20 protein-coding genes are annotated in these 20,238 nt (G+C 67.1%); all 20 read right to left on the bottom strand.

Annotated features, from left to right (window positions below):
* Nucleotide 1: 1 nt before the first annotated feature.
* The 20 genes from FHG09_RS03600 to pyrR all read right to left on the bottom strand — a co-directional run bounded on the left by FHG09_RS03600 (nucleotide 2) and on the right by pyrR (nucleotide 20,197).
* Nucleotides 2–436, bottom strand: a complete 435-nt coding sequence (locus FHG09_RS03600; protein ID WP_227492528.1) for a PH domain-containing protein — start codon at nucleotides 434–436, stop codon at nucleotides 2–4.
* A gap of 7 nt (nucleotides 437–443) precedes the next feature.
* Nucleotides 444–1,283: an ATP phosphoribosyltransferase gene (hisG, locus tag FHG09_RS03595; protein ID WP_152346346.1), complete on the bottom strand. Its 840-nt coding sequence runs from the start codon at nucleotides 1,281–1,283 to the stop codon at nucleotides 444–446.
* Nucleotides 1,284–1,336: 53 nt separating this feature from the next.
* Entirely contained in the window at nucleotides 1,337–1,600 is a 264-nt protein-coding gene (locus FHG09_RS03590; RefSeq protein ID WP_152346345.1) for a phosphoribosyl-ATP diphosphatase, read from the bottom strand.
* Between the two features lie 98 nt (nucleotides 1,601–1,698).
* On the bottom strand, nucleotides 1,699–2,364 hold the full coding sequence (locus tag FHG09_RS03585) for a nicotinamide mononucleotide transporter family protein (protein WP_152346344.1): 666 nt from the start codon (nucleotides 2,362–2,364) through the stop codon (nucleotides 1,699–1,701).
* A gap of 50 nt (nucleotides 2,365–2,414) precedes the next feature.
* On the bottom strand, nucleotides 2,415–3,077 hold the full coding sequence (gene rpe, locus FHG09_RS03580) for a ribulose-phosphate 3-epimerase (protein WP_152346343.1): 663 nt from the start codon (nucleotides 3,075–3,077) through the stop codon (nucleotides 2,415–2,417).
* A 3-nt stretch (nucleotides 3,078–3,080) separates the two neighbouring features.
* Entirely contained in the window at nucleotides 3,081–4,619 is a 1,539-nt protein-coding gene (locus FHG09_RS03575) for an RsmB/NOP family class I SAM-dependent RNA methyltransferase (RefSeq protein ID WP_152346342.1), read from the bottom strand.
* 5 nt (nucleotides 4,620–4,624) lie between these two features.
* Nucleotides 4,625–5,557, bottom strand: coding sequence for a methionyl-tRNA formyltransferase (fmt, locus tag FHG09_RS03570; RefSeq protein WP_152346341.1), 933 nt, complete (start codon nucleotides 5,555–5,557; stop codon nucleotides 4,625–4,627).
* Between the two features lie 29 nt (nucleotides 5,558–5,586).
* A complete protein-coding gene (locus FHG09_RS03565) occupies nucleotides 5,587–7,692 on the bottom strand; it encodes a primosomal protein N' (RefSeq protein WP_152346340.1) in 2,106 nt (701 codons plus the stop codon).
* Between the two features lie 12 nt (nucleotides 7,693–7,704).
* Complete coding sequence (metK, locus tag FHG09_RS03560; RefSeq protein ID WP_152346339.1) at nucleotides 7,705–8,910, bottom strand: methionine adenosyltransferase; 1,206 nt, start codon at nucleotides 8,908–8,910, stop codon at nucleotides 7,705–7,707.
* Nucleotides 8,907–10,181: a bifunctional phosphopantothenoylcysteine decarboxylase/phosphopantothenate--cysteine ligase CoaBC gene (gene coaBC, locus FHG09_RS03555; RefSeq protein ID WP_152346338.1), complete on the bottom strand. Its 1,275-nt coding sequence runs from the start codon at nucleotides 10,179–10,181 to the stop codon at nucleotides 8,907–8,909. The genes metK and coaBC overlap by 4 nt, the downstream gene beginning before the upstream one ends.
* A complete protein-coding gene (gene rpoZ, locus FHG09_RS03550; RefSeq protein WP_227492527.1) occupies nucleotides 10,178–10,513 on the bottom strand; it encodes a DNA-directed RNA polymerase subunit omega in 336 nt (111 codons plus the stop codon). The genes coaBC and rpoZ overlap by 4 nt, the downstream gene beginning before the upstream one ends.
* A 12-nt stretch (nucleotides 10,514–10,525) precedes the next feature.
* Nucleotides 10,526–11,089 (bottom strand): guanylate kinase, encoded by a 564-nt coding sequence (gene gmk, locus FHG09_RS03545; protein WP_152346337.1) that lies wholly within the window; start codon nucleotides 11,087–11,089, stop codon nucleotides 10,526–10,528.
* Between the two features lie 19 nt (nucleotides 11,090–11,108).
* On the bottom strand, nucleotides 11,109–11,420 hold the full coding sequence (gene mihF / locus FHG09_RS03540) for an integration host factor, actinobacterial type (RefSeq protein ID WP_152346336.1): 312 nt from the start codon (nucleotides 11,418–11,420) through the stop codon (nucleotides 11,109–11,111).
* 173 nt (nucleotides 11,421–11,593) lie between these two features.
* On the bottom strand, nucleotides 11,594–12,439 hold the full coding sequence (pyrF, locus tag FHG09_RS03535) for an orotidine-5'-phosphate decarboxylase (protein ID WP_152346335.1): 846 nt from the start codon (nucleotides 12,437–12,439) through the stop codon (nucleotides 11,594–11,596).
* A complete protein-coding gene (gene carB / locus FHG09_RS03530; RefSeq protein WP_152346334.1) occupies nucleotides 12,439–15,714 on the bottom strand; it encodes a carbamoyl-phosphate synthase large subunit in 3,276 nt (1,091 codons plus the stop codon). Before carB ends, pyrF begins: the two co-directional genes overlap by 1 nt.
* 12 nt (nucleotides 15,715–15,726) lie before the next feature.
* Nucleotides 15,727–16,887, bottom strand: a complete 1,161-nt coding sequence (gene carA / locus FHG09_RS03525) for a glutamine-hydrolyzing carbamoyl-phosphate synthase small subunit (protein ID WP_152346333.1) — start codon at nucleotides 16,885–16,887, stop codon at nucleotides 15,727–15,729.
* Nucleotides 16,884–17,378 (bottom strand): hypothetical protein, encoded by a 495-nt coding sequence (locus tag FHG09_RS03520; protein ID WP_152346332.1) that lies wholly within the window; start codon nucleotides 17,376–17,378, stop codon nucleotides 16,884–16,886. Before FHG09_RS03520 ends, carA begins: the two co-directional genes overlap by 4 nt.
* Entirely contained in the window at nucleotides 17,363–18,676 is a 1,314-nt protein-coding gene (locus FHG09_RS03515; RefSeq protein WP_152346331.1) for a dihydroorotase, read from the bottom strand. Before FHG09_RS03515 ends, FHG09_RS03520 begins: the two co-directional genes overlap by 16 nt.
* A complete protein-coding gene (locus FHG09_RS03510) occupies nucleotides 18,669–19,649 on the bottom strand; it encodes an aspartate carbamoyltransferase catalytic subunit (RefSeq protein WP_152346330.1) in 981 nt (326 codons plus the stop codon). The genes FHG09_RS03515 and FHG09_RS03510 overlap by 8 nt, the downstream gene beginning before the upstream one ends.
* Nucleotides 19,646–20,197 carry a bifunctional pyr operon transcriptional regulator/uracil phosphoribosyltransferase PyrR gene (pyrR, locus tag FHG09_RS03505; protein WP_152346329.1) on the bottom strand — a complete coding sequence of 184 codons (552 nt, stop codon included), beginning with the start codon at nucleotides 20,195–20,197 and terminating at the stop codon, nucleotides 19,646–19,648. Before pyrR ends, FHG09_RS03510 begins: the two co-directional genes overlap by 4 nt.
* Nucleotides 20,198–20,238: the final 41 nt, after the last annotated feature.

Genomic DNA, 20,238 nt, shown 5'->3' with positions numbered 1-20,238 from the left:
CCTAATCCTCCTTGAAGTGGGTGCGTCTGCTGACGAGCATACGCAATCGTGCGACCTCCGCATGGGCGCGGGGACCGTCGGCATGCTGGATCGCCATCACCGCGTAGGTGGTGCCGTCGGTGAGGTCCAGCGAGGGCCAGGGGTCGTCACCGACGGGTGAGAACGTCACTCCGAGGATCTGCCCCCAGTCGAACCGGCGGGTGCGCACCATGTTCTTGACCACCAGTCCCTCCTCGGTGGGCCGAGCCTGGATATCCGAGATGCGCAGCAGGGCGGCTCCGAAGAGAATGCCCAGCAGGTTCATCCATACCATGTCGAGCACGGTCCACGGTTCCCAGTCCACGACGAACAGCGCCACGGACAGGACCGCGAACCCGGCGGTCACGGCGATGGCACCGACGATGCTGATGATGCGCACCTGTCGGGGCCGGAACACTGCGAGATCAGATTCGGCAGGCGCCAATGTTCGTCACCAGGATCGCACGGGCGCCGACTCCGTAGAGTCGGTCCATGACGTTGTTGACTTCCTTCGCTTCGACCATGACGCGCACGGCGACCCAACCGGTCTCCTGCAGCGGCGACACGGTCGGGGATTCGAGTCCCGGGGTCAGCGAGATCGCTTCGGGCACCAGTCGGTGTTCGATGTTGTAGTCGACGAGCACGTACTGGCGGGCGACCATGACCGATTCGAGGCGACGTTTGAGCACGCCGATGCGGGATTCGGCTCCGGCGCGCTGGATGAGCACGCCTTCGGATTCGAGCAGCGGCTCGCCGAAGGTCTCGAGACCCGCGGCGCGCAGGGTGGAACCGGTTTCGACGACATCGGCGATGGCGTCGGCGACTCCGAGCTGGATGGAGACCTCGATCGCTCCGTCGAGCTGCACGGTCGTCGCGGGGATTCCGCGTCGCTGCAGGTCGGCGTCCACGAGGTTCGGGAAGCTCGTGGCGATGCGGGCGCCGGCCAACTGGTCGGGTGAGGTGAAGGAGCCGGTGGTGCCGGCGTAGAAGAAGCGGGAGGCACCGAATCCGAGCCCGAGCACCTCGTCGGCTTCGGCCTGCGATTCGAGCAGCAGGTCACGGCCGGTGATTCCGGCGTCGAGGATGCCGGAGCCGACGTAGATGGCGATGTCGCGGGGGCGCAGGTAGAAGAACTCGACTCCGTTCACTTCGTCCTGATGGACCAGTGTCTTGGTTCCGCGTCGAGTGGAGTATCCGGCCTCGCTGAGCATGTCGGAGGCGGCTTCGGACAGTGCGCCCTTGTTGGGCACGGCTACACGCAGCATGGGGTCCCTTTGGAGTTCGATGGCGTCGGGTCGGTCGGGTTCGTGGGAGGGTCTCAGAGGTGGGTGTTGACGTCGTCGAGGGTCAGTCCCTTGGCGATCATCATCACCTGTACGTGGTAGAGCAGCTGCGAGATCTCCTCGGCGAGCTCTTCCTCGGTTTCGTATTCGGCGGCCATCCACACTTCAGCGGCCTCTTCCACGACCTTCTTGCCGATCGCATGGACTCCGGCGTCGAGTTCGGCCACGGTCTTCGAACCGGCCGGTCGATCGAGGGATTTCTGCTGGAGTTCGGCGTAGAGAGTCTCAAAGGTCTTCACTTCTCCAGCCTAATGCATCCTCATCGACCGCAGCATTCGGGGTCTCATGTTCCAAAACGCCGCGGGCCGGCTCGCACCGGCGCTGCGGTCGGTGAGTGTCAGTCCTCGGGGTCGCGGCCGATATCGGTGGCCGGACGGTGGGGCGCCGAGATCGTCTGGCGTGAGCGCTTCGACCAGTCGATGAGTCCGAGGACGACCATGACGAGGAAGAACAGGTACACGGCTCCGGAGAAGACGAGTCCGCCGGAGATCGCCAGGGGGATGCCGACGAGGTCGACGGCGAGCCAGACGAACCAGAATTCGACGATGGCCCGGCCCTGGGCGTACATGGCCACGATCGAGCCGATGAAGATGTACGCGTCGGGGTACGGGTTCCAGGACCACCCGCCCAGGGCGAGGACCCAGCCGAAGACTCCCGTGCCGATGACGAGAGCCGCGAGCAGGATCGCCCGTTCCTTCCAGGTGGCCCAACGGACGAGGACCTCACCGGCGGCGGCCTTGGACTTCTTCCACTGCGTCCACCCCCAGATCGCGGCGACGATGATGACGACCTGCCGGGAGGCGTTGCCGCCGAGGCCGGCGGACAGGCTGGCGGAGAAGAGGAGGATGGAGCCCAGAATCTGCACCGGCCAGGACAGGATGTTCCGGCGCAGCGCGAGGACGACCGTGGCCAGGGCACAGATGTTTCCGAACAGGTCGGAGTACGGCACGGGTTTGCCCAGCAGTTCGAACGCCGGGGTGTTCAACCAGTCGAACAGGTCCATCGCAGGCTCTCTTCAGGTGTGGGCCGCTGAGTTCATCCGGCCCGGATCGGTCAGTGGGTGTGAGCGGCTGCGAGGGTGCGCAGCTGACTGATGGCCGCTGCGGCATCCTCGGCGCCGTAGACGGCGGAGCCGGCCACGAGGACGTCGGCTCCGGCGTCGACGACTCGGTCGATCGTCGCTGCGGAGACTCCCCCGTCGACCTGCAGCCTGATCTCGAGTCCGGAGGCCGAGATGGCCTCGCGGGTCCGAGCGATCTTCGGCAGGCACACATCGAGGAACTTCTGACCGCCGAACCCGGGCTCGACGGTCATGATGAGGATCTGGTCGAACTCGCCGAGGAGGTCGATGAAGGGTTCGATCGGGGTGGCCGGTTTGAGTGCGAGGCTCGCCTTCGCTCCGAGGCGGCGCAGCTCCCGGGCCAGGCGGACGGGGGCGGCGACTGCCTCGGCGTGGAAGGTCACCGAGGCGCAGCCGATCTCGGCGTACACGGGTGCGTTGCGATCGGCGTCGGCGATCATGAGATGGGCGTCGAGCGGGATCGGAGAGATCGCCCGGATGCGTTCGACGACGGGCGGGCCGAAGGTGAGATTCGGGACGAAATGGTTGTCCATGACGTCGATATGGGCCATATCGGCGGTGCTGATCTTCTCGAGCTCACCACGCAGATCGGAGAAGTCCGAGGACAGGATGGAGGGGTTGATGTCGATGGGCATGGGTCATTTCGCCTTTCGCAGGAGGGCCAGGAACATTCCGTCGCTGTTGTGCACGTGGGGCCAGAGCTGAGCGTATCGTCCTCCGTCCCGGGTCACCGAGGCGAACGATTCCGCCTCGGTGCCGGTGATCGCCGACAGCACGGCCGGGGTGTCGAGGATCTCGATGTCCGCGGTCCCGGACTTGGTGCGCAGCCGCAGCACTTCGTCGACGATGAGCACGGTCTCGGCATAGTGCGGGGAGCAGGTCGAGTAGGCGACCACTCCCCCGGGCGCGCACGCGTCGAGGGCTGCGGCGAGCAGTTCGCGCTGCAGTCCGGTCAGGGCCGTGATGTCTTCGGGCCGTCTGCGGTAGCGGGCTTCGGGGCGACGGCGCAGCGCGCCGAGCCCGGAGCAGGGCACGTCGACGAGGATCTTCGAGTAGGGCCCGCGGGCCTCGCGTCCGTCGCGGATGGCGGCGGTGACGTTGGTCAGTGCCTGGGTGGAGTCGCGGACGAGGTCGACGCGGTGCTCGCTGGAGTCGAAGGCATCCAGCGTCGTCGCTTCGCCGGCGGCAGCGGCACCGAGGACGGCCGCCTTGCCGCCGGGTCCGGCGCACAGGTCGGCCCAGGTTCCGGTGGGCGCTTCGACCTCGGCCAGGGCGAGGGCGACGAGGGCCGATCCTTCGTCCTGGACGCGGGCGCGTCCGTCGGCCACGGCTGCGACGTCCCGCGGCACCGCGGTGTCCAGGGTGACGCCGATCGGTGACAGCGGGGTGGGCTCTCCCGGCAGTTCGCTGCGGTCGATGAGCCCGGGCAGGGCGGACACACCGACCTTCGCGGGTGCGTTGTCGGCTGCGAGGAGCGCTTCTAGTTCGGCGGCGTCGCGGCCGTGTCCCTTGAGTGCCTGGGTGAGGGAGCGCACGACCCATTCGGGATGGGAGTGTTCGATGGCCAGCCGCGTGGTCTCCGATGCCTCGGCGGTGACGCGGTCGAGCCAAACGGCGGGTTCGGCTTCCGAGATGCGCCGGAGCACGGCGTTGACGAATCCGGCGGTCTTCGCCGCGGAGCGTTTGACCACGGCCACGGTCTCGGACAGTGCCGCATGGTTCGGCACGCGCATCGACAGCAGCTGGTGGGCGCCGAGGCGCATCGCGGCCAGGGGTTCGGGATCGATCTTGTCGATGGCGCGGGACGAGGCGACCTCGATGACCGCATCGTAGAACTTCTGCCGGCGCAGGGCACCGTAGGTGAGTTCGGTCGTGAAGGCGGCGTCCTGAGCGCCCATATGGGTGCGGGCGAGTTTGGCAGGCAGCAGCAGGTTCGCGTAGGCGTCTTTCGTCGCCACATCGAGGAGGACCTCCCAGGCGATGCGCCGCGGCAGGTTCTTGCCCGCCCGTTCGGCATGCGGTGCTCCGCTATCCTGCCGTGGGCGGTCGCGATCGCCTCGTCCGCGGCCGGGCCCGCCGCGTCGGGCGGTGTCTCGGGGACCGCCTCGGCGCTGTCCGCGATTGCCGTCGTGTCCGCGGCTGCCGCCTCGGCGATCTCTGCCTGCTGACTCAGCCATGGCTCTTATGCTTTCTCTTCGGTATAGGGGTCGAAGGTCACGTCGCCGCGGCCGCGCAGGAAGTCGGCGGTGTTCATGCGGGCCTTGCCGAAGGGTTGGATCGCTTCGACGTGGACCCAGCCGTCACCGCAGCGCAGCACCGGCTGCTGTTTCCATGTGGTCAGTTCGCCGACCTCGCCGGCGGCTGTCACCTCGGGGGCGGGGGTGAGTCTGAAGAGCTTCGTTCTCCTGCCGTCGAGTTCCACCCATGGGCCCGGTGCGGGGCTGGTCCCGCGAGCCCGGTCGATGACGCGGGCTGCGGGTGCGGAGAGGTCGAGGTGGGCGTCGGTGACGGTGATCTTCTCAGCATGGCTGGACTCACCGGTCTGCGGGGTCTCGGTCGCGGTGCCGGCGGCCAGTTCGTCGAAGGCGGCGACGAGCTCGGGAGCGCCTCGGTGCGCATAGTCCTCGAGTGCGGCGGCGACGTCCGGGTGGTCGAGCGGCAGTTCGAGTCTGCGCAGCACGGGACCGCTGTCCATGCCCTCGTCGATGCGGAACACGCTGACTCCGCTCGTGGTCTCACCGCTTATGAGTGCGCGTTGGACGGGTGCGGCCCCGCGGTAGGCGGGAAGCAGGGAGAAGTGGAGGTTGAACCAGCCGAGCCTGGCGATGCCCAGCGCAGCGGGTCCGGCGATGGCGCCGAAGGCGACGACCGCGACGGCATCGACGTCGAGGTCCCGCAGCTGAGAGATGACGTCGCCACGCAGTCGGTCGGCTTCGATCACGGGCAGTCCGAGTTCGACGGCGCGGGTCTTCACCGGTGACGGGGTGAGGACTCGTCTGCGTCCTACGGGCGCATCGGGTCGGGTGAGCACCGCACGGATGCGGTGGTCCGATTCGGCGAGTGCCTCGAGGGCGGGAACTGCGACATCAGGGGTGCCGGCGAAGACGATATCCACGACTTGGATTCTACTGGTTCGTCGGTCCGTCACAGCGACCGGGGATCATCGATGCGCACTCGCACCTGCGGCTGCTTCTTCGCCGACCGGGAGGCGATGATCTCTGCCGCTCTCGTCCCGACGCGGTCTCCGGCGGAGAACGGGTAGGCGCTGACGCTGCGCTGGCCGCCCTCGGCGTCCTCGCGCAGCAGCTCCTCGACCTCGCCGATCTCGCCGAGCACCGTGTCGATGTCGACACCGGCTCCTGTGAGCTCGAGGATCCGTCGGTACGGCGGGAAGCCGAGGACCTTCCTGTCGCTCAGCTGCCGGGACATGAAGGTGGTGGGGTCGAAGGAGGTCAGGGTCTGCCGGATGAGTTCGTCCTCATCGCCGAGGTAGACGGCTCCGCCCTCATCGCGTGAGCGCACCAGGGAGGCGGCTCGCAGTCGGCGTGCCACGCTTTCGTCGATCGAACGCATCCACGGACCCGGCCACAGCGAATCCAAGAGGATCGCTGCGGCATAGCCGCCGAGCACATAGGGTTCGGCGCCCGTCGTGGCCACCACGAGGCGCGGTGTCTCGTCGAGCACCGTGGAGATGTGGTCACCTCCGGATTCGACGATCTCGATGTCCGGCAGCGCTCTGGCGAGCTCTTCGACGGTGCGGGCCCGGCCGCGCACGATCGACCTCACGCGGTTCGAGCGGCAGCGCAGACAGCTGAACGTCTCCGAGTGGTATCCGCAGGATCGGCAGGCGAACGGTCCGACTTCCGACTGCGTGGTCAGCGTCGCCTGGCATTGGGGACAGCGGGCGACTTCCTGGCAGCGGGCACAGGCGAAGACCGGATAGTAGCCCGACCGCGGCACCTGCACGAGAACCGGGCCCGGCACTCCCCCGTCACGGGCACGCGGGCGCAGGGCCGTGCGCATGATCTGCCAGGCCCGGCTCGGGATGCGCTGCCAGGCGAAGGGGTCTCGGTCCTCGTCGGGGACGAAGACGACGGGGGCGGCGTGCCGTCGTGCGGGGCCGATCGGCGTGACATCGGCGAGCCACCCGATTTCGACGAGGCGCTGGACTTCGGCGCTGCGATCGGTGGAGACGAAGAGCAGTTCGGCGTCCTCGATCGTCGACCGCAGCAGGCAGACTTCCCGAGCGTGCGGGTACGGGGCATGCTGGTCGAGGTAATTGAGGTTCGCATCATCGGTGCAGATGATGAGCCCGAGGTCCGCGACGGGAGCGAAGGCGGCGGCGCGGGTGCCGATCGTGATGCGCGTGTGACCGAGCAGCCCGCGCAGCCAGGCCTGCCACCGCAGCTCCGGTGACTGATCGGCGCTGAGCACCGAGACCTCCGCGATCCCGGCGGCGGCGAGACTCGATCGGAGCACGGTGAGTTCGCGATGGTCGGGCACGAGCCAGAGCACGGATCTGTCGGCCTCGAGGGTCGCCCGTGCGGCCTCGAGCCCGGCACGGATCCAGCTGAGTCCCGGTGTCGGCCCGGGTGTGCAGGCCAAGGCCCTGCGCCGAGGCGGCCCCGACGTTCCGTCGGCTTCCGGAGCCTGTGTCGCAGCCTCTCCCGTCGGTCCCGGAATCTCCCCCGCCGCTGCGAGAACCCATTCGCCGAGGCGGCCCAGCAGCCGCGGTTCCTCCGGGGAGTCGTCCGTTGTCGCCTGCTCCGGATCGTTCACCGGACCTGTCGCCTGAGCATCGGCCTGTTTCCCGGTTGCTTCGGCTGCCTTCTCCGCCTTGAGCACGGCCTTCTCCCCGCGGGCGTGTCGCGGTGGGATGGCCAGGCGCAGCACATCGGCCAGTGTGCCCCCGTAGCGGCGGGCGACGGCTTCGCTCAAGGCGAGCAGATCGTCACGGAGCACCCGGACGGGCCCGCTGATGCGTTGGATCGCGGCCAGCGGCCCGATGTGGTCCGAGGACCCGACGCGGTCGAGCAGATAGCCGTCGCGCAGCTTCCCTGCGAACTTCACCCTGACGCGCACACCGGGCAGGGCCGCCTCGGCGAGCTTTTCCGGGACCGCATAGTCGAAGGTCCGCGCCAGGTGCGGGACGGGATGGTCGATGAGCACTCGGGCGACCGGATCGGTCGCAGCCAGGGGCACCTGGCCTTCGGCCGAGGTGCCGGTGTCGATCGGGAGGGGTTCGTCCACGCCGACGGCAGACTAGCTGGAGGACACGGCGCGCAGCAGGTCCTCGGCGCGGTCCGTGACCTCCCAGGTGAAGTCGGGCAGTTCGCGACCGAAGTGGCCGTAGGTCGAGGTCTGCGAATAGATCGGGCGGAGCAGGTCGAGTTCGGCGATGATCATCGCCGGGCGGAGGTCGAAGACCTCGCGGATGGCTGCCGAAATCGCCGCCGGGTCGACCTTCTCCGTTCCGAAGGTCTCGACGTACAGACCCATCGGGTCGACACGTCCGATCGCATAGGACACCTGCACTTCGGCACGGTCGGCGAGTCCGGCGGCGACGACGTTCTTCGCCACCCAGCGCATTGCGTAGGCTGCCGAACGGTCGACCTTCGAGGGATCCTTGCCGGAGAACGCTCCGCCGCCGTGGCGGGAGAATCCGCCGTAGGTGTCGACGATGATCTTCCGTCCGGTCAGACCGGCATCACCCATCGGTCCGCCCGTGACGAAGGGGCCGGCGGGGTTGATGTGGATGTTCGTGCCCGACAGGTCGAGGCCGGAGGTCGCGATCACCGGGTCGATGACGAGTTCCCTGATCTCCGTGTGCAGCTGGGATTGGCTGGTCTCCGCCGAATGCTGGGTGGAGACGACGACGTTCTCGATCGATACGGCTTCGTCGCCGTCGTAGCCGAGGGTCAGCTGCGTCTTCCCGTCCGGGCGCAGGTAGTCGAGTCGGCCGGATCTGCGCACGGCTGAGAGCTGCTCTGCCATCCGGGAGGCAAGGTGGATGGGCAGCGGCATGAGCACATCGGTGGAGTTGTCGGCATAGCCGAACATCAGCCCCTGGTCTCCCGCGCCGAGGCTGGTGCCGTGGTCGGAGGATTCGACGGCTTCGCGGAAGTCCAGCGGGTTCGTCACACCGGAGTGGATGTCAGTGGACTGGCTGCCGATGGAGACGGAGACTCCGCAGGAGTGTCCGTCGAAGCCGGTGTCAGAGGAGTCGTAGCCGATTCCCGTGATGAGGCTGCGCACGATTCCGGCGACGTCGGCGTAGGCGGCCGTATTCACCTCACCGGCGACGTGGACGAGTCCGGTGGTGACCATGGTCTCCACGGCCACTTTGGCATTGGGGTCCTGCCGGAGCAGATCGTCGAGCACCGCATCGCTGATCTGGTCGCAGATCTTGTCGGGATGTCCCTCGGTGACGGACTCGGATGAGAAGAAACGCAGATTTGTTTGTGTCACGTCGTCGATTCTACGTGGGTGAACTGGTCGGACAGGGCCGCGATGACCTTTTGTGAAACATCGTCCTTCGACCCGTGGGATTCATCACCGACGACGACCTCGCCGTTCTCGGCGGAGATGATCTGGACCATGGTGTCGTCGTGACCGAAGGCACGGTCGTCGGAGACGTCGTTGAACACGAGCAGGTCGACGCCCTTGCGTCGGAACTTGGCCCGAGCGTAGTCGAGCGCGGCGGTGTCGGCGTCACCGGTCTCGGCGGCGAATCCGACGATGATCTGGCGGCCGAGGCGGGTCTGTCGGCTGCGTTCGTCGACGAGTCCGCGCAGGATGTCCGGGTTCTGCACGAGCCGCAGAGTCAGTCCGTCGTCTCCGGACTTCTTCATCTTCGAGTCGGTGGTCTCGGCGGGCCGGTAGTCGGCGACGGCCGCAGCCATGATGATCGCGTCGGCACCTGTCTGGGCTGTGTGCATCGCAGCCTGCAGCTCCAGCGTGGATTCGACCGGGGTGATAGTGATGCCCGCGGGCAGTCCGGTCAGCAGACCGGAGTCGATGTTCGCGGCGACGAGCTCGACGTGCGAGCCCGCGGCATGGGCGGCCTTGGCCAGGGCGATGCCCTGCTTGCCCGAAGACCGGTTGCCGAGGAATCGGACGGGGTCGAGTGCTTCCCGGGTGCCTCCGGCGCTGATGACGATGCGGCGGCCCGAGAGCGCCCGAGTCTCTTCGCCCGGCTGTTCGGCCGTCGTCCGGCCGGTCTCCACGGAGAGGGCGAAGTCGACGATGTCATCGGGTTCGGGCAGGCGTCCGGGACCGGAGTCGGGACCGGTGAGGCGACCGACGGCGGGGTCGAGGACATGGATGCCGCGGGAGCGCAGAGTCGCGATGTTCGCCACGGTGGCGGGATTGAGCCACATCTCCGTGTGCATGGCCGGAGCCACGACCACCTCGGCGGTGGTGGTGAGCACGGTGGCGGTGAGCAGATCATCGGCCATTCCGGCGGTGATCTTCGCGATCAGGTCGGCGGTCGCCGGGGCGATGATGACGAGGTCGGCTTCCTGTCCGATCCGGACATGGTTGACGGTGTCGACTTCGTCGAAGACGTCGGTGGTCACGGTCTGACCGGACAGGGCCTCGAGCGTGGGGGCGCCGATGAATTTCAGCGCGTTGGCCGTCGGAACGACCTTGACGCTGTGGTCGAGCTCCCGGAGTCGCCGGATGACGTGTGCCGCCTTATAGGCGGCGATCCCACCGGCGACGCCGAGTACGATTCTCACTGGTCGCTGAAGTCGATCGCGCCGTCGTTGCTCACAGGAGCGGTGGCTTCGGCCTCGGGTGCGGCCTGGATGAAGTCGGCTTCGGAGACCTCGCGGGCGACGATCTTCGACTCGTTGACCTCACGCAGAGCGATCGACAGAGGCTTCTCGTTGGTGCCGGGCGTGACAAGCGGACCGACGTTCTCGAGCAGTCCCTCCTGCAGCTGGGCGTAGTACGAGTTGATCTGACGGGCGCGCTTTGCCGCGATCGAGACCAGTTCGTACTTCGAACCGGTCACACTCAGCAGATCGTCGATCGGAGGATTAGTGATGCCTTCAGGCTGTGCGGGCAAGGAGATTCCCATCTAATCGGAGGTGGATATACCCATCAATGATAGGAGTTCTTCGGCCGCAGTGCGAACGTGGTCGTTCACGATGGTCACGTCGAACTCCGATTCTGCGGCCAATTCGCGTTTCGCGGTGGCCAGTCGTCGCTCCTGCTCCTCATCCGTTTCGGTCCCGCGACCGGTCAGTCGGGAGACGAGTTCGTCCCAGCTGGGCGGGGCGAGGAAGACGAAGCGGGCGTCGGGCATCTTCTCTTTGACCTGGCGGGCGCCCTGCAGGTCGATCTCGAGCAGAGCCGGAATCCCCTGTTCGAGCTTCTCCTCCACCGGGGCCGCGGGGGTGCCGTAGCGGTGGCGCCCGTGGACGACGGCGTATTCGAGCAGCCGACCATCGGAGATGAGGGCGTCGAAGGCGTCGTCGGTCAGGAAGTGATAATGGACACCATCGATCTCACCGGGGCGCCTGGGCCTGGTCGTGGCCGACACGGAGAACCATACCTCGGGGTGGTTCTGCCGGATATAGGTGCTGATTGTGCCTTTTCCGACGGCGGTCGGACCCGCGAGGACGGTGAGTCGATTATTCACAGATCTGAGGTTGTCACACTCAGGAATATTTCTCCAACAGGGCGGACTTCTGGTGGACGCCCAGCCCCTTGATCCGCCGAGAGGTGGCGATGCCGACCTCGTCCATGGCGGCTTCGGCTCGCCGGTCACCGACTCCGGGCAGAGCCCTCAGCAGATCGAGCACACGCATCTTCGCCAGTGCTTCGTCGTCTGCCGCCTTCTTGAGCACGGCCGCGAGATCGGTATCACCGTTCTTCAGCGCCGACTTCACTTCGGCTCGTGCCTGACGTGCCTTGAACGCTTTGTCCAGCGCAGCGGAACGCTGTTGCGGGGTCAACGGTTCGAGTGCCACATTATCTCCTCTGTCACCATGAACGGGCAGGTAGGGAAGTTGTCTCAGTCTAAGACAAAATCCCTGCCGAGAGGCGATATGGGCAGAATTAATGGCCCGGCGAGCCGGAATTCACCTATGGGCAGACCGGCGAATCCGGTGTCCGGACCGACCAGCGATCCGGACACCGGGGGTCAGTCGAGTGCCGTCAGCGCACGATTGAGTGCGGCCGCGGAGTCGGCCAGGCCGTCGGGCCCGGCACCGAGCACTGCCCGGGACGCCGTGGCGAGCACCTGTCCCGACGCCAGGGCCCGGTCACCGAAGACCTCGCGCAGCTCGGCCAGACCGGCTCCCTGCGCGCCGACGCCCGGAGCGAGGATCGGTCCCCCGCAGTCGCTGGGGTCGAACCCCAGGTCCTTCGCCGCACTGCCGATGGTCGCACCGACGACGAGTCCGAAGGGACCGAGACCATCGACGGAGCCGAGCGCGTGAGCATTGCGCTGCCGCACCCGGGTCACGATCGATCCCGCCACCGAACCGCCTCCGCCTCCGACGTGCTGGACCTCTGCGCCTTCCGGGTTCGAGGTCAGCGCGAGGACGAACACGCCCTTGCCGTGGGCGGCGGCGAGTTCGAATGCCGGTTCCAGAGCCCCGAATCCGAGGTAGGGCGAGACGGTGATCGAATCCGCCGCCAGCGCCGACGCGGGATCGAGATAGGCCTTCGCGTAGGCGCCCATGGTCGACCCGATGTCACCGCGTTTGATGTCGAGGACGGTGAGCAGCCCGGCTTCCCCGGCCGCGGCCAGGGTCTCTTCGAGAGCAGCGACCCCGGCGGAGCCGTACTGTTCGAAGAACGCCGACTGCGGTTTCACCGCGGCCACCGAACCCTTGAGCTCGGAGACCGCGCGGAGAGCGAACTCCCGCACTCCTGCGGCGCTGGCCGGCAGTCCCCAGGAGGCCAGGAGATGCTCATGCGGGTCGATGCCCACACACAGCGGTCCGTGCTCGGCCATGGCGGCTGCCAGCCGCGTGCCGAACATCAGGCGCTCCAGTCCTGCAGGCTGCGCACGTCGAACTTCGAGTCCCGGATGACCTCGAGCGAAGTCACGGCGGCGGCGAATTCGGCGAGAGTCGTGATCAGCGGCACGGAGTTCGCGGTCGCGGCGGCCCGGATCTCATAGCCGTCGGCACGTTCCTGTCGGCCCGAGGGAACGTTGATGACCATGCCGATGGTGCCCGCGGCGAGGTAGTCGATGACCGTACGGTCTTCGGCGTCGGCCTCGAAGTGCTTGTGCACCTGAGTGGTCTTGATCCCGTAGCGAGAGAGCACGGCCGCGGTGCCGGTGGTCGCGACGACGTCGAAGCCCATGTCGACGAGTTCCTTGACCGGCAGAACCATGGCCCGCTTGTCCCGATCGGCCACGGACACGAACACTGTGCCGGAGGTCGGCAGCTTCACGGATGCGCCGAGGAGGCCCTTCGCGAAGGCGGTCGGGAAGTTGTGGTCGATGCCCATGACCTCGCCGGTCGACCGCATCTCGGGGCCGAGGATCGAATCGACGATCTTGCCTTCGACGGTGGTGAACCGGCGGAACGGCAGGACCGCCTCCTTGACGGCGATCGGATGGGTCAGCGGCAGGGTCGAGCCATCGCCCTCTGCGGCCAGCAGGTCACCGCGCAGATCGTCGATCGTGCGGCCCACGGCGATGAGCGCCGCGGCCTTGGCCAGCTGGGTGGAGGTCGCCTTCGAGACGAAGGGCACGGTCCTGGAGGCCCGCGGGTTGGCTTCGATGACGTGGAGGACATCGGCGGCGATCGCGAACTGGATGTTGAGCAGTCCACGCACACCCACACCTTCGGCGATGGCCGACGTGGCCTGGCGGACCCGTTCGAGCACGTCGTCGCCCAGGGTCAGCGAGGGCAGCACGCAGGCGGAGTCGCCGGAGTGGATTCCGGCCTCCTCGATGTGTTCCATGATCCCGCCGATGTAGACCTCGTGGCCGTCGAAGAGGGCATCGACGTCGATCTCGATGGCGTCTTCGAGGAACCGGTCGACGAGGACCGGACGGTCGGTCGAGATCTCCGTGGCGCTGGCCATGTAGTCGAACAGCTGAGTGCGGTCGTAGACGATCTGCATTCCCCGTCCGCCGAGGACGTAGGAGGGACGCACGAGCACCGGGTAGCCGATGTTCTCGGCGATCGCGGCGGCCTCCGCAGCGGTCACCGCGGTGCCGTGCTTGGGTGCGGTGAGTCCGGCCCGGTCGAGGACGGTGCCGAACTCTCCGCGGTCCTCGGCCAGGTCGATGGCTTCGGGCTGGGTGCCGAGCACCGGCACGCCTGCGGCTTTGAGCTTGTCGGCCAGTCCCAGCGGAGTCTGTCCGCCGAGTGTGCACACGACGCCGAGGACCTCACCGGCGGCGAGCTCGGCGTGGTAGACCTCCATGACGTCTTCGAACGTCAGGGGTTCGAAGTACAGGCGATCGGCGGTGTCGTAGTCGGTCGACACGGTCTCGGGGTTGCAGTTGACCATGATCGTCTCGTATCCGGCCGAGCCGATCGCCATCGTGGCGTGGACGCATGAGTAGTCGAATTCGATGCCCTGGCCGATCCGGTTCGGTCCGGAGCCGAGGATGATCACTGCGGGCCGGTCGCGGGGAGCGACCTCGGTCTCGGCGTCGTAGCTCGAGTAGTGGTACGGGGTGTGTGCCTCGAATTCGCCGGCGCAGGTGTCGACGGTCTTGAACACCGGGCGCACGCGCAGGGCGTGGCGGATGCCGGTGACGACACCGGTGTCGAGGACGCGCAGGGCCGCGATCTGCTCGTCGGAGAAGCCGTGGTTCTTCGCGACCTGCAGCACCTGCTCGTCGAGTTCGTCGGCGTCGCGGATATAGGCGGCCACCTCGTTGATGAGCTGGATCTGGTCGAGATACCAGGGGTCGATCTCGCAGGCGTCGAAGACCTCTGCCGCACTCAGTCCGGCGGCGAGTCCGCGCTGGACCGAATGGATGCGGTCGGCGGTGGCATGCGAGATGGCTTCGAGGACGGATTCGCGGACATCCTCGTCGGAGACGTCGGGCAGGTCGGCCCAACTGAAGGAGGCGTCCTTCTGCTCGAGTGAGCGCATCGCCTTCTGCAGTGCGGTGGTGAAGTTGCGCCCCAGGGCCATGACTTCGCCGACGGATTTCATCGTCGTCGTCAGGGTCGGGTCCGCTGCCGGGAACTTCTCGAAGGTGAAGCGCGGGATCTTCACCACCACGTAGTCCAGGGTCGGTTCGAAGCTGGCCGGCGTGACCTTCGTGATGTCGTTGGGGATCTCGTCGAGCGAGTAGCCGACGGCGAGCTTCGCGGCCATCTTCGCGATCGGGAAGCCGGTGGCCTTGGAGGCCAGCGCCGAGGACCGGGACACGCGCGGGTTCATCTCGATGGTGATGATGCGTCCGGTCTTCGGGTCCACGGCGAACTGGATGTTGCAGCCGCCGGTGTCCACGCCGACGGCGCGGATGATGGCGATGCCGATATCGCGCATCGACTGGTATTCCCGGTCGGTCAGGGTCAGTGCCGGGGCCACGGTGATCGAGTCGCCGGTGTGCACACCGACGGGGTCGACGTTCTCGATCGAGCACACGACGACGACGTTGTCCTTGTTGTCGCGCATGAGTTCGAGTTCGTATTCCTTCCACCCGAGGATCGATTCCTCGAGCAGCACCTCGTGGGTGATGGAGTCGGAGAGTCCGGCACCGGCGATGCGACGCAGATCGGGTTCGTCATAGGCCATGCCCGAGCCCAGGCCGCCCATGGTGAAAGAGGGGCGGACGACGACCGGGTAGCTGAGCTCCTCGGCGGCGGCCAGCGCCTCGTCGAGGCTGTGGCAGATGGCGGACTTGGCCACCTCGGCACCGCAGGCCTCGGCGATGTCCTTGAACTTCTGACGGTCCTCACCGCGCTGGATGGCATCGACGTCGGCGCCGATGAGTTCGACGCCGTACTTCTCGAGCACTCCGGCGTCGTGGAGGGCGATGGCCGCATTGAGTGCGGTCTGTCCGCCGAGGGTGGGCAGGAGAGCATCGGGGCGCTCCTTCTCGATGATCGTCTCGATCACTTCCGGGTCGATGGGTTCGACGTAGGTGGCGTCGGCGATGTCCGGGTCGGTCATGATCGTCGCCGGGTTCGAGTTGATGAGGATGACACGCAGCCCTTCGGAGCGCAGCACGCGGCAGGCCTGGGTGCCCGAGTAGTCGAATTCGCAGGCTTGGCCGATGACGATCGGGCCGGAGCCGATGACGAGGACGGAGGTGAGGTCTTGTCTCAGTGGCATTGGGGGTTCTCCTTAGGCCTGGGCAGCCGAATCGGCCTGGGAAGCGGACATGAGGTCGACGAAGCGATCGAACAGGTAGCTCGAATCGTGCGGGCCCGCCGCAGCCTCGGGGTGGAATTGGACGGAGAAGGCGGGGATGTCGAGGCAGGCGAGTCCCTCGACGACATCGTCGTTGAGGCACACATGGGAGACGGTGACCCGGCCGTAGTCGGCCTTGTGCGGGGCGATGGTCTCTCCCTCGAGAGGTGCGTCGACGGCGAAGCCGTGGTTCTGCGAGGTGATCTCGACCTTGCCGGTGGTCCGATCCATCACGGGCACGTTGATGCCGCGGTGGCCGAACGGCAGCTTATAGGTGCCGAAGCCCAAGGCGCGACCGAGCAGCTGATTGCCGAAGCAGATGCCGAAGAACGGGAGTCCCGAGTCGAGCACGGCACGCAGCAGTTCGACCTGGTCGTCTGCGACGGCGGGATCGCCGGGGCCGTTGGAGAAGAAGACTCCGTCGACTCCCAGGGCACGGATCTCTTCGATGCTGATCGTCGACGGCAGCAGGTGGACGTCGATTCCGCGTTCGGTCAGTCTTTCCGGGGTCATCGATTTGATGCCGAGGTCGACGGCGGCGACACTGAATCTCTTATCCCCGCGGGCGGGGAAGAACGTGGGTTCGGTGACCGAGACTTCATCGACGAGGTTGGCTCCGGCCATCTGCGGGGAGGCCCGCACCCGGGCGAGGAGTTCGGACTCGGACGCCGCTGCGGCGGGGCCGGAGAAGATGCCCACTCGCATGGCGCCCTTGTCGCGCAGGTGTCGGGTCAGGGCCCGGGTGTCGACATCGGAGATGCCGACGATCCCGGACTCAGTCAGCCAGTCGACGAGGTCGCCTTCGGAACGCCAGTTCGAGGAGATCCGGGAGGCGTCACGGACGACGTAGCCGGCAGCCCAGATCCGGGCGGATTCGTCGTCGGTGCGGTTGACGCCGGTATTGCCGATGTGCGGAGCGGCCTGGATGACGATCTGCCGGTGGTAGGACGGGTCGGTCAGCGTCTCCTGGTAGCCGGACATGGCGGTGACGAACACGGCCTCACCGGTGGTCTCGCCGAGGTGTCCGTAGGCGGATCCGTGGAAGGTCCGGCCGTCTTCGAGGACGAGGACGGCGGGGGTGGTGGAAAAGCTCATTGTGCCTCTTCGATCATGTCGCGGATGCGGTCGACGGTGGGAGTGGTGGACGCGGCGTAGCGGGCGCGGAAGCCCGTGTCGACGAGGGTGTCGCCGAGGTGCCAGGTGATGCGGATGATGCCTCCGCGTTCGACGAATTTGCCGATCATCCCGTTCGTGGTGTCCACGGAGACGATGTCGCGGCGCGGGATGAGGAAGTCTTCGCGGCCGGCCAGGTCCATGATCACTCCCCCGTCGGTGACGACGAGTTCCCCGGTGGTGCGGATGCCCAGACCGTGGACGGCGACGCGTTCGAGCGGATGACCGGCCTTCGTCGTCGACACATAGGAGCCTTCGACGGGATCGGCCACGGGCTTGATCCCCAGATGGGGCTTCGGCGGAATCACGACTTGCGCCTGGGCCCGTTTGCGTCGGCTCCATCCCCATGCGATCGCGACGATCACGAGGAGGATGACTGCGGCGACGATGAATGTGCCTACTGTTCGGTCCATGTTGCTCCTGCCGGGTGGGGTGTGGTGAGAGCCCCTGCGGCCAGTACCCGGTGGCCGTAGAAGAAGGTGTCGGTGACCTGTGCGGTCACGGCAATGCCGGCGAAGGGATTGTTGCGTCCCTTCGTGGCGTGGTCGGCGGGTTCGATGCGGTGCGGTGCGGCCGGGTCGACGAGGACGATGTTCGCGCTCGCCCCGATCTCGAGGCTGCCGTGCCCGGAGGCTCCGGTGATGCGGGCCGGGGCCGAGGACATCACACGGGCCAGATCGCCGAAGTCGAAGTCGTGGTCGGCCATGGCGGCGACGACGATGGACAGGGCGGATTCCATACCGACCATGCCCATGGCTGCGGCGGTCCACTCGCTGCATTTGTGTTCGGAGGTTTGTGGGGCGTGGTCGGTGCCGACGACGTCGATCGTGCCGTCGGCCAGGGCAGCCCGGAGCGCCTGCACGTCCCGATCTGTGCGCAGCGGAGGATTGACCTTGAACACAGGGTCGAAGGTGCGCACGAGTTCGTCGGTGAGCATGAGGTGATGCGGAGTCACCTCGGCGGTCACGGCGATCCCCCGGGCCTTGGCCCAGCGGATCAGGTCGACGCTGCCGGCCGTGGAGACATGGCAGATGTGCAGTCGGGACCCGACGTGTTCGGCCAGGAGCACATCGCGGGCGATGATCGACTCCTCGGCGACGGCGGGCCAGCCGGGCAGTCCGAGTTCGGCCGAGACCGTTCCCTCGTTCATCTGCGCGCCTTCGGTCAGACGCGGTTCCTGTGCGTGCTGGGCGATGATCCCGTCGAAGGTCTTGACGTATTCGAGGGCGCGGCGCATGAGCAGCGGATCGGAGACGCAGATGCCGTCGTCGGAGAACATCCGCACGCGGGCACCCGAACGTGCCATGGCACCCAGTTCGGCCAGCTGCCGGCCTTCGAGCCCGGTGGTCACGGCACCGACGGGCACGACTTCGGTGAATCCGGCGGCGCGACCGAGGCGGTGCACCTGTTCGACGACTCCGGCGGTGTCGGCCACGGGCGCGGTGTTGGCCATGGCGTGGACGCAGGTGAATCCGCCCGACGCCGCCGACCGGGATCCGGTGAGGACGGTCTCGGCATCTTCCTTGCCCGGTTCGCGCAGGTGGGTGTGCATGTCGACGAGTCCCGGCAGGGCCACGAGGCCTGCGGCATCGACGGTCTCGCAGTCGCCTGAGCCCAGGAGTTCGGGGTCGACGATGCGTCCGTCGCGAATCGCGACATCGGCGACGCCGCGTCCGAGCACATCGGCACCGCGGATGAGGTAATCAGTCATTGGTCTCCTCCTGACCGGTCAGCAGACGGTAGAGGACCGCCATGCGCACGCTCACTCCGTTCTCGACTTGGTCGAGGACGAGGGCGCGGGGTGAGTCCGCTGCGGCAGCGGAGATTTCGAAACCGCGGTTCATGGGGCCCGGGTGCATGATGAAGGTCGACTCGGGCAGGGTGGCCAGTCGGGCCGCGCTCAGTCCCCACAGACGGGCGTACTCGCGTTCGTTGGGGAAGAAGGATTCGTGCATCCGCTCGTGCTGGACCCGCAGCATCATCACTGCCGCGAAGTCCTCGGAGCTCAGTGCCGAATCGAAGTCGAAGTGAACGCTCACCGGCCAGTCCTCCACTCCCCAGGGCAGCAGCGTGGGTGGGGCGATGAGGTGGACGTCTGCGCCGAGGCGGGCGAGCAGGTGTACGTTCGATCGTGCCACCCGGGAGTGCAGGACGTCTCCGACGATCGCGACCTTCGCGCCGTCGAGTCCCTGACCGCGCGGTCCTCCGGTCACCGGTCCCGAGGCGGGGACTCCGGCCAGTGCCCGGCGCAGGGTGAACGCGTCGAGCAGGGCCTGGGTGGGGTGCTCGTGGGTGCCGTCGCCGGCGTTGACGACGGGGACGTCGATCCACCCGGTGTGGGCGAGGCGATGGGCGGTGCCGGCTCCGGAGTGGCGGACGACGATGGCATCGGCGCCCATGGCCGAGATCGTCTGGATGGTGTCCTGGAGGCTCTCGCCCTTCGACACGGACGAGCCTTTGGCGGAGAAGTTGAGCACATCCGCCGACAGCCGTTTGGCCGCGGCCTCGAAGGACAGTCGTGTGCGGGTGGAGTCCTCGAAGAACAGGTTGACCACGGTGCGTCCGCGCAGCACGGGCAGCTTCTTGACTTCGCGTTCGGAGACGAGAGTCATCTCCTCGGCGATGTCGAGGACGGCGATGGCGTCCTCGCGGCTGAGTGAGGCGGTGTCGAGCAGATGCTTCATCCGCGGCCTCCCGAGATGGTCACGGCATCGTCTCCGTCGATTTCGATCAGGGAGACGTTGACGCGTTCGCTGCTCGACGTCGGCAGGTTCTTGCCCACATGGTCGGCGCGGATGGGCAGGTCCCGGTGCCCGCGGTCGACGAGGACGGCGAGGCGGACCTTGGCGGGACGGCCGACATCGGCGAGAGCATCGAGACCGGCGCGGATGGTGCGTCCGGAGAAGAGCACATCGTCGACGAGGACGACGGTCTTCGCATCGATGCCCGCGGTCGGGATGGATGTGGGTTCCGGTGCCCGGTACGAGCCGCCGCGCAGATCGTCGCGGTACATCGTGATGTCGAGGCTGCCGGCCAGTTCCGCTGCGGTCTCAGGTCTCCCGGAGATCGAGGCGATCGCCTCGGCGAGTCGGTGGGCCAGCGGTACTCCGCGGCGCGGGATGCCGAGGAGGACGAGATCGTCGCTGCCCTTGTTGGATTCGATGATCTCGTGAGCGATGCGGGTGATCGCCCGCGAGATATCGGGGGCGTCCAGCACTGTTCGCTGTGTCATATTTCCCCTTCTCCGCCTCTCTGGACGGTGGTTAAAGGAGT

This window comes from Brevibacterium sp. CFH 10365, from assembly GCF_009299785.1.
Lineage (GTDB): Bacteria > Actinomycetota > Actinomycetes > Actinomycetales > Brevibacteriaceae > Brevibacterium > Brevibacterium limosum.
This window is presented reverse-complemented; position numbering and strand designations above follow the sequence as displayed.